Origin of the sequence: Pseudoalteromonas sp. ND6B (assembly GCF_000764215.1) — a bacterium.
In the GTDB taxonomy this organism is placed as follows: Bacteria; Pseudomonadota; Gammaproteobacteria; order Enterobacterales; family Alteromonadaceae; genus Pseudoalteromonas; species Pseudoalteromonas tetraodonis.
In genome coordinates this window covers 18,952-34,917 of the sequence record NZ_JQFL01000089.1, presented here as the reverse complement: position 1 = coordinate 34,917, position 15,966 = coordinate 18,952, and the positions used below count along the sequence as shown (strand labels likewise).

Annotated in this window: 10 protein-coding genes; 7 read left to right on the top strand and 3 right to left on the bottom strand. The window is 41.4% G+C overall.

Annotated elements, in window-relative coordinates; all coding sequences use genetic code 11:
• Positions 1-97: 97 nt before the first annotated feature.
• Positions 98-1,075, top strand: a complete 978-nt coding sequence (gene cysB, locus ND6B_RS00455) for an HTH-type transcriptional regulator CysB (RefSeq protein ID WP_008466190.1) — start codon at positions 98-100, stop codon at positions 1,073-1,075.
• 265 nt (positions 1,076-1,340) lie between these two features.
• Here the strand turns inward: cysB and ND6B_RS00460 are convergent, their stop codons facing one another.
• The 3 genes from ND6B_RS00460 to pabB all read right to left on the bottom strand — a co-directional run bounded on the left by ND6B_RS00460 (position 1,341) and on the right by pabB (position 4,745).
• On the bottom strand, positions 1,341-2,717 hold the full coding sequence (locus tag ND6B_RS00460) for an L-serine ammonia-lyase (protein WP_008112780.1): 1,377 nt from the start codon (positions 2,715-2,717) through the stop codon (positions 1,341-1,343).
• Positions 2,718-2,818: 101 nt separating this feature from the next.
• Positions 2,819-3,394 (bottom strand): NUDIX hydrolase, encoded by a 576-nt coding sequence (locus ND6B_RS00465; RefSeq protein WP_008112778.1) that lies wholly within the window; start codon positions 3,392-3,394, stop codon positions 2,819-2,821.
• Entirely contained in the window at positions 3,387-4,745 is a 1,359-nt protein-coding gene (pabB, locus tag ND6B_RS00470; RefSeq protein WP_033104391.1) for an aminodeoxychorismate synthase component I, read from the bottom strand. Before pabB ends, ND6B_RS00465 begins: the two co-directional genes overlap by 8 nt.
• A 166-nt stretch (positions 4,746-4,911) precedes the next feature.
• Between pabB and ND6B_RS00475 the strand changes: the two genes are divergently transcribed.
• The 6 genes from ND6B_RS00475 to ND6B_RS00500 all read left to right on the top strand — a co-directional run bounded on the left by ND6B_RS00475 (position 4,912) and on the right by ND6B_RS00500 (position 15,917).
• Positions 4,912-6,438 carry a fumarate hydratase gene (locus ND6B_RS00475; RefSeq protein WP_008112774.1) on the top strand — a complete coding sequence of 509 codons (1,527 nt, stop codon included), beginning with the start codon at positions 4,912-4,914 and terminating at the stop codon, positions 6,436-6,438.
• A 433-nt stretch (positions 6,439-6,871) separates the two neighbouring features.
• On the top strand, positions 6,872-7,912 hold the full coding sequence (locus ND6B_RS00480; protein WP_033104390.1) for a Leu/Phe/Val dehydrogenase: 1,041 nt from the start codon (positions 6,872-6,874) through the stop codon (positions 7,910-7,912).
• Positions 7,913-8,063: 151 nt separating this feature from the next.
• The gene (locus tag ND6B_RS00485) at positions 8,064-8,726 is read left to right on the top strand and encodes a CatA-like O-acetyltransferase (protein WP_033104389.1); all 663 of its coding nucleotides are present in this window, start codon (positions 8,064-8,066) and stop codon (positions 8,724-8,726) included.
• 116 nt (positions 8,727-8,842) lie between these two features.
• The gene (locus tag ND6B_RS00490) at positions 8,843-11,725 is read left to right on the top strand and encodes a ligand-binding sensor domain-containing diguanylate cyclase (protein WP_033104388.1); all 2,883 of its coding nucleotides are present in this window, start codon (positions 8,843-8,845) and stop codon (positions 11,723-11,725) included.
• 94 nt (positions 11,726-11,819) lie between these two features.
• Entirely contained in the window at positions 11,820-12,644 is an 825-nt protein-coding gene (locus tag ND6B_RS00495) for a M90 family metallopeptidase (RefSeq protein ID WP_013465218.1), read from the top strand.
• Between the two features lie 99 nt (positions 12,645-12,743).
• Positions 12,744-15,917 (top strand): amidohydrolase family protein, encoded by a 3,174-nt coding sequence (locus ND6B_RS00500; RefSeq protein ID WP_033104387.1) that lies wholly within the window; start codon positions 12,744-12,746, stop codon positions 15,915-15,917.
• The last annotated feature ends 49 nt before the right edge of the window (positions 15,918-15,966 follow it).

Genomic DNA, 15,966 nt, shown 5'->3' with positions numbered 1-15,966 from the left:
GTTATATTATGTAACATTAATCAGCCTTTTATATAGCTACCTATAGTTAGGGTGCGCTTTTATCTGTCAATGTGAATTATAACGAAACTACATAGCCATGAAATTACAACAACTTAGATATATCGTAGAAGTTCAAAATCATAAATTAAATGTTTCAGCTACGGCTGAGAGTTTATTTACCTCCCAGCCTGGTATTTCTAAGCAAGTACGTATGTTAGAAGATGAGCTCGGTGTACAAATTTTTGGCCGCAGTGGTAAGCATTTAACTCATGTTACAGGCGCTGGCGAGGAAATCATTAACATATCACGCGAAATACTCTCAAAAGTTGAGGGTATTAAAGCGGTTGCGAATGAACATACTTTACCGGATCAAGGCAAACTTAATATTGCTACCACGCATACACAAGCACGGTATGCGTTACCGAGTGTAATTAAAGGCTTTACTCAAAAATACCCTGCGGTATCACTGCATATGCACCAAGGTACACCACAGCAAATATCGGATGCAGCCGCTCGCGGTGATGCTGACTTTGCCATTGCCACAGAAGCGCTTCATTTATATTCAGATTTAGTAATGCTGCCTTGCTACCATTGGAATCGTAGTATTGTGGTTGCTAAAGATCATCCCCTTGCGAAAAAAGTGGATAATTTAACAGTGGCTGATATAGCCCAATACCCACTCATTACTTACGTATTTGGCTTTACAGGTCGTTCGGAGCTCGACAAAGCATTTAATGCTTACGGATTAGAGCCACATATTGTATTTACTGCCACCGATGCCGATGTCATTAAAACGTATGTGCGTTTAGGGCTAGGTGTGGGTGTGGTTGCATCTATGGCAATTGATCAGGTAAACGACAGCGACTTAGTGTGCATTGATGCTAGCCATTTATTTGAGGCGAGCACGACTAAAATTGGCTTTAGAAAGGGCAGTTTTTTACGCACCTACATGTATGACTTTATCGAACGTTTTGCACCGCATTTAACTAAAGAGCGAGTAGAGCGTGCGAGTTTACTGCGTAATCAAGAAGATGTTGATAAGTTATTTGCTGATATTGAATTGCCGGTTAAGTAACCGCCATAAACAGCAATGAAAAGCCGCTTAGTTTTGCAACTAAGCGGCTTTTTTTGTGCTATGTAATTAACCTGAACTGTGGATAATAAATCCATCTCAAGCAGCTATTTTCAGCGCTAACTGCGTTGAATTTACTTGCAATAGGCTAGCTATTGACGCGTAATTTCGCCTTGTTTTCACTAAAAATCTCTAGCTAGAGAAAATAAACATAAATATCATTTTGATTCAATATGTTAGTAAATCTCTTAACCAGAGTTCAGGTTAATTAGCACTCGATAATATTAACGGCCAGTCCACCGCGAGCGGTTTCTTTGTATTTTGTTTTCATATCGTTACCCGTATCGAGCATGGTTTTTATTACTTTATCCAGCGATACTTTTTGCTCACCACTACCGCGTATAGCAAGGCGCGACGCATTAATTGCTTTAATAGCGCCCATTGCATTACGTTCAATACAGGGGACTTGCACTAAGCCGCCAACAGGGTCACAGGTTAACCCTAAGTTATGTTCCATACCAATTTCAGCGGCATTTTCTACGTGTACAACGTTACCACCAACAATTTCTGTAAGTGCGCCTGCGGCCATTGAACAAGCAACACCGACTTCGCCTTGGCAACCCACTTCAGCACCAGAAATAGAGGCATTCTTTTTATATAAAATGCCTATTGCAGCGGCTGTTAATAAGTAGCGGGTAGCAATATCACGGTCTACTTCTTTAATAAAAGTATGATAATACATTAATACTGCAGGTAAAATTCCGGCTGCGCCATTTGTGGGGGCAGTTACTACACGTCCTCCGGCTGCATTTTCTTCGTTTACAGCTAATGCGAATAAATCAACCCAGTCCATGGCGCGCAGCGGATCGTTACTGACTTCTACATTAAGCTTTAAATATAAGCTTGGCGCACGGCGTTTTACTTTTAATCCGCCAGGTAAAATACCTTCGGTGCGCATACCTCGCTCAATACAGGCTTTCATTACTTGCCAAATATTAAATAGCTCATCTTTAATGGCTTCTTCACTGCGTAGCGTCTTTTCGTTTTTCATCATTAACGTTGATACGCTGTAACCCGACTCTTTACACATTTCGAGTAATTCTTTAGCCGAGCCAAACGGGAACGGGGCTGGGTTTTCTTCACGGATATCTAAAGCGGCTTGTTTTTCTTTTTCAAACTCTTCATCAGTAACAATAAATCCGCCACCAATAGAGTAGTAAACTTTGCTATATACTTTTTCGCCATTGTTATAGGCAATAATTTCCATTGCGTTGGAATGTTTAGGGAGTGTCTTTCTGCGATGAAAAACAATCGCGCCTTGCTTAGGGAATTTAGCTTTGTGAGTTTGGTTTAGGTAAATAACCTGTTCTTTTTCAATTTTAGCGAGTATGTCATCCACTAAATCGGCATCAATGGTTTCAGGATCATACCCTGCTAAGCCAAGTATCACTGCTTTACCAGAGCCGTGGCCAACACCTGTTTGGCCAAGCGAGCCGTAAAGCTCTACTTTTACATCGGTCACATTTGCTAATAGTTGTTGTTCGTTTAGGTCATTAACAAATAAGCGTGATGCACGCATTGGGCCAACGGTATGTGACGATGAAGGGCCAATACCAATGCTAAACATATCAAATGCACTGATCATAATGTGTGTCTCTACTTAGTTTTCTCAGCATTAAGCTGTTCTTTGAACGGTCGACTATAATAACGTGGAAACGCAGGTGTGTAACCCTTATTAGTAAAGATTTAAACTGGTATGGCGAGTTGTTTTGTAAAGTTTTTAATAATGCTGGCTGTGGCTCCCCACAAAAGCCCGTGTGGGGTGATAAAGCCATTTAAGGTAATGATTTTTCCACCTCGTTCAAAGGGCAAAGGTTGCCAGTTAGCCGCGTTATTCAGCGCTTTTATAGAGAGTAAAAAGCTAGCTTGCACTTCGTTGTGGTCGTTTTCCCACACTGTTTCTTTTTTAATTAAGCCTACAAAGGGGCGTATAGTAAATCCGGTCAGGGTTGAATATTCAGGTAACTGACCTAACACATGGACATTTTGCGGGGCAATATTAAGCTCTTCATGTAATTCACGCAGTGCGGTGGTGCGTAGGTTAACATCATCAATTTCAAACTTGCCACCCGGTAAACAAATCTCCCCAGGGTGGTGATGAAGGTAGGTTGGTCGCTTACACAATAAAATATGTGCTTCGTTATCTATATCAATCAATGGCAGCATTACTGCGCTTGCGCGCTTTTTTTTATTATCTTTGAGCTGATCCACGGCTAAACTGCGGTTTAATTGAAAACGAGCCGAAATGGTTTCACTATTCAAAGCGACCTTCATTTAATATAGGAAGTATTTTATTTACTTTATCGTAAGTTTCTTGATATTCCAATTCGACTTTTGAATCAGCAACAATACCACCCCCAGCCCAACAATATATTTGTTGTTGATGTGTGACTAAAGTTCGAATAGTAATACTGGTATCCATATTGCCGCAGCCACTAATGTAACCAATAGAGCCACAATAAATGCTACGTCTATGTGGTTCTAGTTCTTCTATTATTTCCATGGCACGGACTTTTGGTGCGCCTGTAATTGAACCACCGGGAAACGCAGCTTCCAGTTGATCAACCGCTGTTTTACCCTCATCAAGGGTTGAGGTGACCGTACTCACTAAATGGTGTACCGCCGGAAAACTTTCAATAGCAAATAATGAGGGCACAATAACCGAGCCCGGTTTAGCGACTTTTCCTAAATCATTTCGCAGCAGGTCCACTATCATGACATTTTCGGCGCGGTCTTTACTCGAATTTGCCAGCAAGGTCGCTTGTTTTGCATCCTCAAGGGCATCTGCTTTGCGAGGTAAAGTCCCTTTAATGGGTTTTGTTTCTACTTTATTGTCGTGTACTGCAATAAAACGCTCGGGTGAGATTGACAAAATAGCGCCCTGAGGATGATTAATAAAACTAGAAAAAGGCGCTTTATTAGCCTGAGTTAATTTAACATAGGCGCTCCAAGGCGAGCCTTGGTAATGTGCGCTAAAACGCTGCGCTAAGTTAATTTGATAGCAATCACCACTTTTTAGGTATTCTTCAATCGCGGCAAACTTTTCGCTATAGCTAGTCTGACTCATATTTGACTGCCACGGTGATGTAAGCGAAAAGCTTTCGTGTTTAGTTGGTTGCGCTAAATGATGTTGATACAGCCAAAGGCGGTCTACATTGGGCTGCGAAACATAAAACCACGTGCGCAGTTGTTTATCGTAAATCAGTGCATCGAGGTAAAGTCCAACCGCCATTTGCGGTAAATTTATGTCGTGTAAAGCGCTGCTTGGTAGTTGCTCTATAGTACGGCCTAAGTCATAGCCAAAATAACCCAGCCAGCCACCATTAAAAGGTAAGTTGTTGGCGGCTTTAGTGCTGTCTAACTTTGCCAGTTCATTATTCATTATTTCAAAGCAGCTTTTTATGTTTGGCTGGTTATTAAAAACGCTTTGATTATTTTCGACTTCAAGGGTGCTCTGGGGGTCAATCGCAATAATGTCAAAACGACTGTTTATGTGATCACTATCACCCGAATCTAATAAAATGGCGTAAGGCAAATGAGCAAAATGCGAAAATACCTCAATACAATTTTGTGATATGGCTAATTCAACACAATTTTTTTTATTGTTTAGCATTTACTACCCCTATAAGAACTGGCTCCAAACGGGCTGGGAGGGTATCATAAGTCAAATTTATTTGGCAGCGTTTAGTGAGCGCTGTAGTTGAAAACAGTTCGAACCACCGTCACGGGTTTGATATCGCTTACGTGCTGCGTGAGTAACAACAACTTAAGGAACCACTATGAGTACAATTCGTCAGCAAGACTTTATTGATAGCATTGAAGATGCCTTGCAATACATCTCGTTTTACCATCCTCTTGATTTTGTTCAAGCACTAGAGAAAGCGTATAACAAAGAACAAAGTAAAGCCGCTAAAGATGCGATTGCGCAAATTTTAATTAACTCGCGTATGTCGGCAGAAGGTAAGCGCCCACTGTGTCAAGATACCGGGATCATCACTTGTTTCGTAAAAGTAGGGATGGATGTTAATTGGGATAAAACCGACTTAACAGTACAACAAATGGTTGATGAGGGAACGCGTCGTGCGTACTTAAATCCAGATAACCCTTTACGTGCATCGATTGTTGCAGATCCTGCGGGAACACGTAAAAACACTAAAGATAATACGCCATCAGTGGTTCACATTGACTTAGTTGCAGGCGATAAAGTCGAAGTGATGGTCGCTGCTAAGGGCGGCGGCTCAGAAAACAAAAGTAAAATGGTGATGTTAAACCCATCTGACGATGTGGCTGAGTGGGTAGAAAAAACGCTACCAACAATGGGGGCGGGTTGGTGTCCACCAGGCATGCTAGGCATAGGTATTGGTGGCACGGCAGAAAAAGCAGCGGTAATGGCCAAAGAGTCATTAATGGATCCGGTTGATATTCATGAACTAATTGAGCGCGGCGCAGAAACAACAGAAGAAAAGCTGCGTTTAGAAATCTTTGAACGTGCGAATAAATTAGGTATTGGTGCGCAAGGCCTTGGCGGTTTAACCACGGTTGTTGATATTAAAATTAAAACGGCGCCAACTCACGCGGCTTCAAAGCCAGTGGTTATGATCCCAAATTGTGCTGCTACGCGCCACGTTCACTTTACCCTTGATGGTTCAGGCCCTGCGAATTTAAAAGCACCTAAATTAGAAGATTGGCCAGAAGTGACTTTCGAAGTGGGTGAGGGCACACGCCGTGTTAATTTAGATACTCTTACTAAAGAAGACACTAAAGAATGGAAAATGGGTGAAACCGTTTTACTCTCAGGTACTATTTTAACGGGTCGAGATGCTGCTCATAAGCGTCTTCAGGATATGATCAACTCAGGGGAAGGTTTACCTGAAGGTGTTGATTTTGATAACAAGTTTATTTACTACGTTGGCCCTGTGGATGCAGTAGGCGATGAAGCAGTAGGTCCAGCGGGTCCTACAACGGCAACTCGTATGGATAAATTTACCGACATGATGTTAGAAAAAACCGGCATCGTGGGAATGATTGGTAAAGCTGAACGAGGCCCTGCAACGGTTGAGTCTATTAAAAAGCACCAGTCAGTGTATTTGATGGCGGTAGGCGGTGCGGCTTACTTAGTATCTAAAGCTATTAAAAAAGCACGTGTTGTTGCCTTTGAAGACTTAGGTATGGAAGCTATCTACGAATTTGAAGTAGAAGATATGCCAGTAACAGTTGCCGTAGACAGTGAAGGAGCAAATGCTCACACCCAAGGCCCTGCTATTTGGAAAGCAAAAATTGAAGAGCTAGACAGCAAAATGAAGTAAATTTTTACTTAAAAAGCAATCATATAAGCGAGCACTGTGTGCTCGCTTTTTTATTTACTTTTACATTTGCAAAGACTTATACACCTCAGACCAGTTTATGCTGCGTAGGCAATTAGTGTATAAGCCACTGTATTTTAAGCTGTAGTATACTTTTTTAGGGTGTATGGTTAAGTTTACAAATAACTGCAAGGTGACGTTCACGTAAGCGTAAGCTTTAATTGCGATGGTGTTTTTAGCTTTTATACTTAATCAAATGGTTATTTTTGGAATTTTTATGCTTACTTTTAACGATAAGTCATTTTATTTTTCACTTTGACGCGCTTTATTTGGTTTATCTACTCATAGTGTGGCGAACCATTAACTGAAGTGATAAAGTCTCGACAATTTGTAGCGTGCTTGCCCAAAAGGGCCCATTATTTTCGGAGTATTTAAAGTGGTTGTATTTAATCAAGTTGAATTTGATAACCATGAACAAGTGGTTTTTTGTTCAGACAAAGCGTCTGGTTTGAAGGCCATTATTGCGGTACATAACACAAACTTAGGCCCTGCGGTAGGCGGTTGTAGAATGTGGGATTATGCTAACGATGAAGACGCAGTATATGATGTGCTGCGTTTATCAAAAGGGATGACTTATAAAAATGCCGTAGCACGCTTGCCATTTGGTGGTGGTAAATCGGTTATTATTGGTAATGCCAAAGAAATCAAATCAGAGCAGTTATTTCGCGCATTTGGTCGCCAGTTAGAGCGACTAAACGGTAGCTACTACTCAGCAGAAGATGTAAACATTACCTGTGATGATGTGGCGTTAATGAACAAAGAAACAAATTACGTGCTAGGCCTTGAAGGAAAAAGTGGTAACCCTTCGCCGTTTACAGCCTATGGTACGTTTTTAGGTATGAAAGCAGCGCTTAACCATCAACGCGGTATTCAAGACTTTTCTGGTATTAAAGTTGCGGTGCAAGGTTTAGGTGCAGTAGCTTATGGATTATGTAAACATTTGTCTGAAGCTGGTGCTGAGTTATTTGTTACCGATATTAATCAAGCTGCAGTAGAACGTGTAGTAAATGATTTTGGCGCAACCGCAGTTGGTATTGATGAAATATACGACCTAGATGTGGATGTTTATGCACCCTGTGCATTAGGTGCCACTATTAATGACACAACAATCCCACGCTTAAAAGCAACGATAGTAGCAGGCTGTGCAAACAATCAACTTGCTGAATCACGCCATGGTGAAATTTTACGTGAAAAAGGTATTTTATATGCGCCTGATTATGTAATAAATGCAGGTGGTATTATTAACGTTTATTACGAAACTGCACCAGAGGGTTACAGTAAAGAGGCTTCTAATAAACACGTAGAAAGAATTTACGATACACTTAGTGAAATTTTTACCCGTAGTGAAAAAGAGCAAAAATCAACGCATTTAATTGCCGATGAACTGGCACAAGAAATTATTGAAAACGGACTTTAAGTTTCCACTCGGTTTAAAATAGGAGCGAAATACGCTCCTTTTTTACACCTTATGTAAGACTTTGGTATAACTACACCCAAAGCGTCATTTTAGTTAATGCGAATATAGATAAAGCACGGTAAAATTTAGTTTTACACTTTATCTATATTTTATGTCCTCTACTGATTTTTCTATTACCCCTCTTGATTTTGAGCAATGGCCTCGAAAGCAACACTTTGAGTTATTTCAGCAGTTCACTCAGCCTTATTTTAATGTGTGCGTACAACTGAATGCGAAAAAGTTATATACCGCCTGTAAACAAGCTAATATTGCTTTTTTTCATGGTTATATTTATTGCTTATTAAAAGTCTGTCATCAGTATGAGCCGATGATGCTGCGCATTATTAACCAAAAACCTTGTTACTTAAGTGCTACGCGGGCAAGTGTAGTCGAGCTTGCCGATGATGAGTCGTTTCGCTTTAGTTATTTTAAATTACACGAGTCGTTAAATGAATTTGCCCGTGAGGCGAAAGTTATTAGCGATACCACAAAATTAAACCCACTGTTTTCTGATGCGTTTGCAGCAACTGAAGGGCAAGCAGATTTAATTCATGTTTCTGTATTACCTTGGTTAAACTTTAGCAGCTTTTCGCATGCATTTACCCACGGTCAAAGTAATGGTATTCCTAAATTTGTGTTTGGCCAATACAACACTGAGACAGGTAAAATGCCGCTTGCTATTGATGTTCATCATGCGTTGTTGGATGGGCTTCATGTCGCTAAATTTATAAAGCAATTGCAGTATACATTTGATAATTTAAGTAATAATAATTAATGAAAAAGTTGTAAATTTTATGTTATTATTTGCCAGCAGTGCTTTTAACTTAAATTGTCACTCTAAACTTACCCAAATATAAAAATTAATAATTATAATTATAAAGGCAATATCTGATGAATCGCTTAGTGATTTTATGTATTTTGTTGGTGATTTTTTCTGTTGACGCACAACAGCAGACTCGTTTGCCGTTACGTGATTATTTTTTTGAAACTTGGAATACACGTACGGGTCTTCCTCACAATAGCATTAATAGCCTTGCACAAACACAAGATGGGTATCTATGGGTGGGTACTTGGGAAGGACTTGCCCGCTTCAATGGCCAAGAGTTTAAGTTATTTACTCGCTCCGAAATTACTGACTTGCCTGACTCAGGCGTACGTGCGCTAACCCCTACATCTGATGGCGGTTTACTTATTGCAGGGGCGCGCGGCGGTATTAGCTTATATCAACATCGCCAATGGGACACGCAACCACCTGCCCAAGCGATGGTTAATCATATATTTAAAAGTAAAAATGATAACTTGTGGCTAGCGCTTGAGAATGATGGTGTGTTTTATCGTTCAGCTAGTAGCACTCAAGACATCCCAATAATACAAAATGTCAGTGCGTATCGAATCATTGAAGACCCCAAGGGGGTTATATGGGCAGCAACCAGTGATGGCCTGTATAAAATAGTCAACTACAAACCCACTTTGATGACGCCACAACAAGGGTTACCAGATGCTCCCGTATATACCTTATTAATCACCCGTGAAGGTCGACTCATTATAGGAAGTGAAAGAGGGGCACGAATCCTTAATGGTGGGCTATTTGAATCGCCTCACCCACAACTCGACGCGGAATCTATTTCCAGTTTGTTAGAAGATGATCATGGGGATCTGTGGTTTGGCACCATTAATAAAGGTGTTTTTAGGCTTAGCGTCGATGGTTTAGAGCAATTAGATGCTAAAAATGGTTTACCCGCCAACCGTATTCTTTCTTTGTTACAAGACAGAGAAAATAGTATTTGGGTAGGCACCAATGCTGGTGTATTTAGGTTAAGAGAAGCGCCGTTTTCATCGTGGGGCAAAAAGCGAGGCTTATCTAGCGATTATGTGCGTACGGTATTGTCACATTCTGATGGCAGTTTATGGATAGGCGGAAGCACGGGGTTAGATCGGCTGCAAAATAATCAGATCAGCCATATTAAAGGCACTAAACAAGGCTCGCCATATTCAGTATTAAGCTTACTAGAGCAAAACCAAGGTGATGTCTGGGTAGGCACATACACCTCGGGTGTTTTAAAAGTGGTTAATAACGAACTCATACCTTATTTAAACCGTGATAATGGCTTAGGTAGTAATGAAGTAAGATCTTTACTTTTTGATTCAAAAAATCGCTTATGGATAGGCTCGGCCATGGGGCTGACACGCGTTAATACCGACGGTAGCTTAAACCAATTTACTAATGAAAAAGAGCTGCCGAGTGGGTTTATTTTAGCCTTGAGTGAAGATAACTCAGCTAATATTTGGGTAGGAACCGGTAATGGGGTCGTGGTTTATGACACTCAAACTGACGTGTTTAATCCTGTTGAGTTTCCTGCTGAATTTGCCGCGCAATATGCGTTTGGCTTTTACATTGACGATAAATACACGTGGATGGCTACCGATCGCGGCTTAGTTCGTTATCAGCATTCAAACGCAAAGATGACTATTTTAGGGCGTGAATTAGGTTTACCCGTTGATAAGCTTTTTCAAATTGTGCCGTTTAAAGACTCACTTTGGCTATCAAGTAACCGTGGCATTATTGAAGTCAATTATAAGCAGGTAAATGAGCTGCTTGATTCAAAATCTAACAATAGAGGTACGCTCGCCTTTCAATTATACGATGAGGGTGATGGTATGCTCAGTGCACAAGCAAATGGCGGTTCAACCCCCTCTGCAACCGCTCATTCAGATGGCACAATTTGGTTTGCTACCGCAAAAGGGGTGAGTACAGTAAAACCGGAACGCTTAAAAGAAGCCACTAAAATAGCGTTACCAACGATTGTTGAAAGCTTTTCTGTTGATGGTAAACCAACGTCGTTACCTATAGACGGTGAAACTATTATTTTACCACCAGGGGTGACGCGCTTGTCATTTCAATACGCGGGACTGAGCTTTATTATGCCGCAGCGATTAAACTTTCAAACAAAATTGGAAGGCTTTAATAACGAATGGATCAACCGTCAACACATAGCGACTGCTGAATACACTAACTTACCTGCGGGCAAGTATTCTTTTGCTGTACGTGCAGCCTATCCAAATACTGATTGGCAACAAAATCACAAAGTCGTTAACTTTGAAATTCAATCGCACTTTTGGCAAAAAACAAGCTTTAAGTTGTTTATGTTTTTTCTTTTTGTGGTGGTGATATATAGCGCTTATCGCTACCGCTTATATCGTTATAAACAAGTTGAAAAGGAATTAACGAGTCGAGTGGTGAAGCAAACGCAAGCACTGCAAGAGCAAGCCAGTGCCTTTGCGTATCAAGCCACACACGATCAGCTTACCGATTTACCGAATCGCCGCGCATTTGATGGCTGGCTGGCGGATAACTTTTCAGACTTTAAAGCATGTAATAAATCACTTGCTATCGCTATTATGGATATTGATCACTTTAAACGGATTAACGATGGTTGGTCACACCTCATAGGTGATCAGGTTATATGTGAAGTAGCTAACATTCTTAAAGCGCACTGCGAAGGTGAGCAAGAGGTAGCTCGCTGGGGCGGCGAAGAGTTTACTTTTGTGTTTCCTGATACGAGTGCAGTGCAGGCACAAGAAATGTGCGAGAAGTTGCGCAAATGTATTGAAAATAAAAACTTTTCAAATATCGCAGAAGGCCTCAGCGTAACCGTGAGTTTTGGTGTTTCTGACTCTGGTGATGTTGATGATTATGACCGATTATTATCACGGGCTGACCAAGCTTTGTATAAGGCAAAAAACAATGGCCGAAATCGAACTGAAGTGATGTGATTGAAAAACAGCCTCACTGCACCCATTACTATTTTAATAATACGGGCGCAGTATTTTGGCGTTAAAGCTAAATGGTTTGATTTAGGACGACCCAATGATAAATGGGCTATTAATTTTTGTTTTAATTGTATTTATTATAATGTTTTGGCGTTGGCCTGATATTCAAAATGCCGTGTGGCACCGTAAATACAGTGATTTATTGTTAAGTGAGCAACAACACACGTTGTTACTGCGTGCTATGCCCATATACAACAAAATGACCGATGCAGAGCGAGCCAAGTTAGCATCCCATATTGTGTGGTTTTTAAATGAAAAGCGTTTTGTTGGCTGCGATGGGTTGCAACTAACGGAGGCAATGAAACTCATTATTGCCGCCGATGCCTGCTTGCTGGTGCTTAACAAGCCTTGGCCTTTGTATAAAAACGTAAAAGAAATTTTACTCTACCCCAGCGCGTATTACGCGCCCCAATCAAGCCGCGATAACGCAGGCCTTGTCAGTTTTCATAATACAGTAAGGCAAGGTGAATCGTGGCCGGGGGGTACATTGGTGCTTAGCTGGCATGATGTGCTTGAGGGCAACCGCTTACCCAGTGATGGGCATAACTTAGTGTTTCATGAATTTGCACATCAACTTGATCAAGAAACCGGTAAAACCACCGGCACGCCACTACTTGCATCACAGGCAAAATACCAACAATGGGGGCGAGTGTTTAGCCGAGCGTTTTCGCAGTTAAAAACCCATGTTGCATATAGTATGCCGCATGTAATACATAGCTATGGAGCCACCAATGAGGCTGAGTTTTTTGCGGTGATCACCGAAACATTCTTAGAGAAACCTGCCGATTTACGCCGTGAAGACCCTGAAATTTACCATTTGCTAGTGGATTTTTATCAATTTGATCCTATTGTTTGGCACTGATTTTATGCACTTCATCCTATTACGCTGGTAACTTGCTGGCGTTTTTGTTGCAATCATGTAATAGATCAACACACAGCAACAATAATAAGTGAGATAAGCATGAAAAAAATGCTGCAAACAGCACTCGCGTTATCAGTTTCATTGGCATTAGGCCACGCACACGCAGAGCAAACGGATGAAAAAAAATGGCAAGTTGATTCACCTAAAGGGCAATTTGTTGATGCATCTATTAGTGTAGAGCAAGGCACATGGATGAATGTCGATATAAGTCCTGACGGAGAAACCTTAGTATTTGATTTACTGGGCGATATTTACACCATGCCAATGAGTGGTGGTAAAGCGACTAAAATAACCTCAGACATTGCATGGCAAATGCAGCCGCGCTTTAGCCCAGATGGCAAGCACATTGCTTTTACATCAGATCAAGGCGGTGGTGACAATATTTGGATAATGGATGTTAACGGCGAAAACCAAACCGCCGTCACTGACGAAACATTTAGATTACTCAATAGCCCTGCGTGGAGCCCTGATGGCGATTATTTAGTTGCACGTAAGCATTTTACCGCCAGTCGCTCGCTAGGTGCGGGTGAAGTTTGGCTTTATCACAAAGCCGGCGGTAAAGGGGTGCAACTGACTAAACGTGAAAACGATCAAAAAGATTTAGGTGAACCCATGTTTTCACCGGATGGTCGGTATGTTTATTTTTCGCATGATGCAACCCCGGGTAAAACTTTTCATTATTCAAAAGACTCTGTTGCCGGTATTTATAAAATTAAGCGTTATGACCGTGAAACAGGCGACATAGAAACCATTATAAGTGGCATGGGCGGGGCAATAAGACCGACGCCGTCGCCAGATGGTAAAAAACTAGCGTACATAAAGCGTGATGACTTTCAAACCAGCCTGTACTTATATGATTTAACCAGTGGTGAGCATACTAAGCTATACGACAAGCTAGAGCGCGATATGCAAGAAACGTGGGCGATTCATGGCGTATATCCGACTATTGCGTGGACCCCAGATAACGAAGAGCTGGTATTTTGGGCTGGTGGCACCCTTCATAAACTCAATGTCGATGATAAATCAGTTAGCGATATTGCATTTAAAGTAGACACCACGAAAAAAATTCAAAAAGCAGTGCGTTTTACTCAAAATATCGACACTGATGAGTTTGATGTAAAAATGCTGCGTAATGTGCAAATTAGCCCTGACGGTGAAACTGCACTTTTTGAAGCATTGGGCTATATTTACAAGCGCGACTTAGAATCAGGAAAAATAAAGCGCTTAACTAAGCAAACCGATCATTATGAGTTATTCCCGCAGTATTCTCGTGATGGCAAAAACATTGTCTACACCACGTGGGATGATAACGAACAAGGCACCGTGCGTGTCGTCTCTGCACGCAGTGGTCGTGGCGACACTATTACACAAGAGCCGGGAAAATACGTAGAGCCAACATTTAGTCCAGATGGCAAAACCGTGGTGTATCGTAAAGCCAGCGGCGGCAGCATTTTAAACCCTAAGTGGTCACTGCATTCTGGGGTATACAGTGTTAGTGCTAAAGGCGGAAAAAGTGAGCTCATTTCTAAAAGTGGCTATCAACCTCAGTTTGGCAGTGCCAACGATCGTGTTTATATTATGAGCCCATGGCCTAAGCCGACATTAAGTGTGGTAGAGCTTGAAAGTAAAAAAGTACGTAAACTGTATGAGTCAGAGCACGCCACTGAATTTAGAGTCTCTCCTGATGGTGAGTATTTAGCTTTTGCTGAGCGCTTTAAAGTATTTGTTACTCCATTTGTAGAGCGCGGCAAAACGATAAATATTGGGCCCAAAGACAGTCAATTTCCAATTGAGCAACTATCTGTACGCGCCGGTGAAAACATTAGCTGGAGTGCCAACAGCAATAAACTGTATTGGACACTAGGGCCTGAGCTTTACCATGCCAGTTTAGAGGGTATGTTTGCTATTAATAAAGCAGATGATAAAGACGTTAAAGTAAAAAGCGGGACTAATATCGGCTTTAGTAAAAAAATGGCTGAACCGCAGGGCATGATTGCATTAACTGGCGCTAAAATTATTACCATGGAGGGTGAAAAGGTCATTGAAAATGGCGTGATCATTACCGATGGCAAACATATCAAAGCCATTGGCACTGCTGCTGATGTGAGTATTCCTAAGGGGGCAAAGGTCATTGATGTAACAGGTAAAACAATCATGCCTGGCATTGTAGATGCCCATGCTCATGGCTCACAAGCCAGTGATGAAATTATCCCGCAGCAAAACTGGAAAAACTTAGCAGGTCTTGCGCTGGGTGTTACTACTATTCACGACCCATCAAACGACACCACTGAAATATTTACCGCGAGTGAAATGCAAAAAGCGGGGATGATCGTTGGTCCGCGTATTTTCTCTACCGGTACTATTTTATACGGCGCGAATATGCCTGGGTATACCTCGCATATTGATTCATTAGATGATGCTAAATTTCATTTAGAGCGCCTTAAAAAAGTGGGTGCGTTTAGTGTTAAATCTTATAACCAACCGCGCAGAGAGCAGCGTCAGCAAGTTATAGAAGCAGGGCGAATGCTTGAAATGATGGTAGTCCCTGAAGGGGGGTCATTATTACAACATAACTTGAGTATGGTAGTCGATGGCCATACAGGCATTGAGCATTCAATTCCTGTTGAACATATTTATGACGATATTAAGCAGCTATGGTCACAAAGTGATGTAGGTTACACACCTACATTGGTAGTTGCCTATGGCGGTATTTGGGGTGAAAACTACTGGTATGATAAAACGGACGTATGGAATCATCCACGTTTAAGTAAATTTGTGCCTAAAAACCAATTATTACCGCGCTCAATGCGCCGAGTTAAAGCACCCGATCATCACTATAATCACTTTAACAATGCTCGCGTAGCGGCTGAGTTACAAGATTTAGGTGTACTTGTTAATTTGGGTGCGCATGGCCAACGTGAGGGGTTAGGTGAGCATTGGGAAATGTGGATGTTTGCCCAAGGCGGCATGACGCCACTGGAAGCAATTAGAGCATCTACACTCGATCCGGCAAAATATTTAGGCCTAGATAAAAATGTGGGTTCATTAGAGGTCGGTAAACTGGCAGATTTAATGGTTATTGATGGCGACCCACTGAAAAACATTCGTGATTCAGACAAAATTGATTACACCATGATCAACGGCCGTTTGTTCGACGCAGCCACCATGAACGAAGTAGGCAAAAAACAGCGTGAACCATTATTTTTTGAATAATGCAGCCATTTTTTAGTCAATAAGCGGCTATTTAGCCGCTTTTTTAATA

Coding starts and splice junctions, on each gene's coding strand:
- ND6B_RS00460 (WP_008112780.1), bottom strand. CDS start 2,717: ATGATCAGTGCATTTGATATGTTTAGCATTGGTATTGGCCCTTCATCG.
- pabB (WP_033104391.1), bottom strand. CDS start 4,745: ATGCTAAACAATAAAAAAAATTGTGTTGAATTAGCCATATCACAAAAT.
- ND6B_RS00485 (WP_033104389.1), top strand. CDS start 8,064: ATGTCCTCTACTGATTTTTCTATTACCCCTCTTGATTTTGAGCAATGG.
- ND6B_RS00475 (WP_008112774.1), top strand. CDS start 4,912: ATGAGTACAATTCGTCAGCAAGACTTTATTGATAGCATTGAAGATGCC.
- ND6B_RS00500 (WP_033104387.1), top strand. CDS start 12,744: ATGAAAAAAATGCTGCAAACAGCACTCGCGTTATCAGTTTCATTGGCA.
- cysB (WP_008466190.1), top strand. CDS start 98: ATGAAATTACAACAACTTAGATATATCGTAGAAGTTCAAAATCATAAA.
- ND6B_RS00495 (WP_013465218.1), top strand. CDS start 11,820: ATGATAAATGGGCTATTAATTTTTGTTTTAATTGTATTTATTATAATG.
- ND6B_RS00490 (WP_033104388.1), top strand. CDS start 8,843: ATGAATCGCTTAGTGATTTTATGTATTTTGTTGGTGATTTTTTCTGTT.